The organism is uncultured Thiocystis sp. (genome assembly GCF_903866365.1).
In the GTDB taxonomy this organism is placed as follows: domain Bacteria; phylum Pseudomonadota; class Gammaproteobacteria; order Chromatiales; family Chromatiaceae; genus Chromatium.
In genome coordinates, this window is record NZ_CAIPNF010000486.1 from 1 (window position 1) to 4,290 (window position 4,290).

The 4,290-nt window shown below is 62.8% G+C and carries 4 protein-coding genes; 1 reads left to right on the forward strand and 3 read right to left on the reverse strand.

The features are described from left to right. Positions 1-239, reverse strand: a 239-nt coding sequence (locus tag QZY07_RS26450) for a hypothetical protein (protein WP_295409276.1), incomplete at its 3' end; no start/stop codon positions are given. Positions 240-538: 299 nt separating this feature from the next. Beyond that, positions 539-1,168 (reverse strand): hypothetical protein, encoded by a 630-nt coding sequence (locus tag QZY07_RS26455; protein WP_295409278.1) that lies wholly within the window; start codon positions 1,166-1,168, stop codon positions 539-541. Between the two features lie 191 nt (positions 1,169-1,359). Here QZY07_RS26455 and QZY07_RS26460 point away from each other — a divergent pair, with 191 nt between their 5' ends. Then, positions 1,360-1,857, forward strand: coding sequence for a hypothetical protein (locus QZY07_RS26460; protein ID WP_295409280.1), 498 nt, complete (start codon positions 1,360-1,362; stop codon positions 1,855-1,857). A gap of 425 nt (positions 1,858-2,282) precedes the next feature. On the opposite strand, the gene QZY07_RS26465 is transcribed toward QZY07_RS26460, so the two are convergent. Continuing rightward, on the reverse strand, positions 2,283-4,290 hold a 2,008-nt coding region (locus tag QZY07_RS26465), incomplete at its 5' end, for an EAL domain-containing protein (RefSeq protein WP_295409282.1).

Here is a 4,290-nt window from a genome sequence, read left to right on the forward strand (position 1 = left end):
GTCCGCGTCCCACTGGCGCGCGCCGTCTCGACGCGGACGGATTCCTGGGTAGCGACCACCACGCCGTCCAGTCGCTCGCCCCAGAGATCGGCGGCGGCATGCGGCCCCTCGGCAACGCTGACCAGCACGCCCAAGATCAGGACAGGCAGCGCCAGCCACCAAAGGAAGCGGAACGTCAGCATGACCAGCGCCAGCACGACGCACGCCAAGGCGATGAGGACGAGGAGGGCAGCGGTCATGACGATCCTGTGAGCGTTCCTGTGACTGAAAATCCTGCGGGAACGGGCAAGTGGCTGATTAGCTCAACGCACTGACATCACCGGTCCTGAAGACCGTGCGATAGGACTGCCAGGGCCGTTAGAGTTCCTCGTCGATGGTTCTATCCAACCCTGAGTGGTTTTCCGACCATGCGGCAACGAGAACGATGCCAACTGGATGTCATTACCCACGCCGCGGAGGTTGGATTTCCCAAGCCACATTGGCGTGGAAAGGCAAGAGGATCGGCTGGAAGCCGGCTCGGCACCACCGTCAGGCTGGCCTAGAACAGGTTCCAGGCCGGATCGCCCGCATCCCGTGCTCTCTTGGCGTTGTGGAGAATCTCCCAGCCGCCAGTCCACTGAGTCACCTTCTTCGCCAGAGTGCCGATCGTGTCCTGTCGGTTGGTGTTGTTGAGCTGGGTAGTGCCCTCGACAGTGGCCGCGCCCAGCCCACCGCTGGCATGGAGCGTGCGGTTGTCCTTGAACGTCTTGGCATGGAGCATCTCGTGAAAGACGAGTGAGCCAAGGATGCTGCCGTCAATGCTCCTACAGATCACCTCGCTCTTGGAACTGCCCGCCGCCCCCAGTCCTGCGCCGGCAGATCCGGACTTAGTAGTGTAGCCCCAATGGTCATTGAGCAGGTTGGACTGCTTAGTGCCGATTTCCTTGTAGGTGATGATCGACCAGAACATAGCGGGCAGAAAATAGAGGACGTAATCGGTGTCCGACGGGGTTGGCTTCTGGCTGACGAAGCTCACCGACACGGTATGATTTGGCGGTGGCTTGATGGTGCGGTTGGCGTAGGCAAAACAATCCTCGTAAAGGGCCTTCACTCGGGTCACGATGTCAGCCCGGCAGGATCCGAATTTGGTCGCGTCAAGCACGTCCACAAGCAGCACATTGACTTGCATCGCATCGCTCCAATAACCTTAGGGTCGCGCCCGCGTCTTAGGCTGAATCAAGACATGGCCTAACCTAGGCCAAAGCTAAGGGAAAAGCTAAGAGGAAAGGGGCGCAATCTTGGGAAGCCGGTGATCGCCATGATTGCCGTCGGCCTGGCTCACGTTCATCTTAACCTGGAATATCATCCCGAGGTATAGCGATGATGATGTGGATCGGCCCGCTCGCTTTTCAGTCCATTGGCGTCAGAGGCATGGCGCCGGACTATTCGATCTCGGGCTTTCCCGAGTACATGACCGACATCGCAACCCTCGATCCGGTACAGCGGAGGGAGGTTAGCCGGGCGGCCCGGGAAATCGTCGCCAGCCTAAGGACGAAGATGCCTGTGCGCGGCATTCTGGTGGTCGGCAACGCGGATGTCGCGCTGCGCAAGGCGATCGGCGAAAGGGCGCAGTTCGAACTCGACGTTAGCCAGACGCGTGCCGCTTCGGGCAGGAAAGTGCTGCTTGACGAGATAGCCGCCAGTTCGGGCAACCCATCGGCCAGATATTTCTTCAAGGTCAGAGTCCTCGGCATGGGCTCGTCCAATCGGAAGATCGTCAATCCGGTGACCGAAGCCCAGATGAAACAGAACCGCCGGGTCGAGTATTACCTGTTCCGCGAATCCCTGGGCAGCGCCAGTTGTGGCTGCGAGGGCTGAGCCGCTTCTTGCCCTCTGTAGTCCCCGCCGCGCAAGAGTGTCCCACCAAGAGACAGTCGAGATGGCTTAAAGAGACTTTCCGCTCTCGAACTGGAGCCGCCACCCCCCGTTCTCCGTTTCTGTGGCGGCAATACCCATGGAAGCGGTCATCATCTGCACACGGGCCATGCCGGCCACGGCGAGCTAGCTATGTGAGCGAGTCCCAGCGGCGTTCTAAGATGATCTTCGAGTCCTCAACTCCTGGCGTCTGGCGATTGATCGATGACGATCAATAGACAGAATCAATCCGCGGGATACGGCTAAACGTCCTGCGCGCCTATGCCGAGGTCTATGCGCAGGATGACAGCCAGGAAAAGTTCGTTCGGGACTTCGTGGCCGCCTGGACGAAGGTCATGAATGCTGACCGCTTCGATCTGGCGTAACGCTCATTGTAACAATGTTTTCAACTGTTCAAGAACGGCGTCCCGCTGGCCACGGAGTTCTCCCATCCTGGCCAGCGCCTCGCGATTCCGGCCTTGCGCCCGAAGCTGACACAACTCGACCGCCAGCGCATGCACACGCTGGTGCGAGGCGTCGAGGGCCTGGAAGGCTTGACCCTGCACACCCTGGCGGCCGCGGCCATCGGCATCCAGCCAGACACCGAAGCAGCAATGGTGGTCATCCAGCGGCGGCGGGTCATCGCGTTCGCCGGCGAGGTAGCCTTCCACCCCGGCCATCCAGGCGCGATGCGCGGCGCCGGCAAACAGCAGCGGCACGGCGTCGCGGCTCACCGGCGCCAGATCGACCCACACCGGAGCGGGCCGCCAGGTCGCCGCCCAGGCGGGGATCTCCGCGGCTGGCATGGGGCGGGCAATGCCGTAGCCCTGAGCCAGCTCGCAGCCGAGTTGCAGGAGCATCTCACCCTGCTCCAGGGTCTCCACCCCTTCGGCGATGACCTGGCGGCGGAAGGCGACGCACAAGCCAATCACGCCATCCAAGATGGCCAGGTCATCCGGGTCGTCCAGCATGCCACGCACGAAGCTCTGGTCGATCTTGATCTGAATCACCGGCAGGCGTTTCAGATAGGTTAGCGAGGCATAGCCAGTGCCAAAGTCATCCAGGGCACACAGCACCCCGATCTCCCGGCAGGCATCGATCACCCGCGAGACCCGGGCCAGATCCGCCAGGGCACTGGTTTCCAGCACCTCCAACTCCAGATCCCCTGGCCTGACGCGCGGATGCGCCGCCAGCAGCGCGCACAGGCGCTCGACGAAGTCTGCCTGCTGCAACTGGCGAGCGCCGACATTGACACTGACCGGGATGTCCAGCCCGGCGGTCTGCCAGCGCTCCATCTGGCTCAGCGCGGTCTCGATTACCCATTCGCCGATCTCCACGGCAAGTGGATGATCCTCAATCACCGGCAGGAAGGCCGCGGGCGGCAGCAGGCCGCTTTCCGGGTGTTGCCAGCGGATCAGGGCCTCGACACCAAGCAGGATCCCGGTGCGCATATTCACCTTGGGTTGGTAATACAGCACGAATTCGCGCGCGGCAAAGGCACATCGGATGCGCTCCAGGCTTTCGTGGTAGCCGCGCACGCTGCGGTCCAACTCGGCATCGAAGACGTGGTAACGGTTCTTGCCTGCCAGCTTGGCCTGATACATCGCCTGGTCGGCTTGGCGCAGCAGTTGCTCAGGATCGATGGCGTCGGCCTGCGGGTAGAAGGTGACCCCGACACTGGCGGAGACTTGCAGCAGCTGCCCGCCAACCGGTACCGCTTGCGCGGCGGCGGCGAGCAGGCGGGCAAGCAGCGTCACGCTGGCCTGGATGTCGGCCAGGTCGAGCAGCACGGCGACGAACTCGTCCCCGCCGATGCGGGCGAGGGTGTCACCCTCGCGCAGGACCTGCTGCATGCCGGCCGCCGCCGCGATCAGCAACTGGTCGCCCACTCCATGCCCATGCTCGTCGTTGATGGCCTTGAAGCCGTCCAGATCGAGAAAGGCGACGGCCAGCAGGCGCCCATACCGCTGCGCCTGGACCATGCCCTGGCGCAGGCGGTCGGCCAACAGGACGCGATTGGGAAGTCCGGTCAGCGCATCATAGTGGGCGAGGTGCTGCAACGCGCGTTCTTGCTCCTTGATCAGGGTGATGTCGGAGAACAGCGCCACGTACAGCCGGGTGTTGCCCTGGGCATCGCGCACGGCGCTGATGGTTTGCATCACGGCGTACACTTCGCCGTTGCTGCGGCGGTTCCAGATCTCGCCAGACCATTGGCCACCGTCGGTGAGATTGCCCCACAGGGCGGCGTAGAACGCCTGGTCCTGACGTCCGGAGCCGAGCAGGCGCGGGTTGCGGCCCAGGACGTCCTCGCGACGGTAGCTGGTGATCCGCGTGAAGGCCTCATTGACATCGATGATGGTGCCATCGGCGGCGGTGATCATGATGCCTTCCCACGCA

Bases quoted from the DNA above. Each gene is read 5' to 3' on its own strand.
- QZY07_RS26455 (WP_295409278.1), bottom strand. From the start codon at position 1,168: ATGCAAGTCAATGTGCTGCTTGTGGACGTGCTTGACGCGACCAAATTC.
- QZY07_RS26460 (WP_295409280.1), top strand. From the start codon at position 1,360: ATGATGATGTGGATCGGCCCGCTCGCTTTTCAGTCCATTGGCGTCAGA.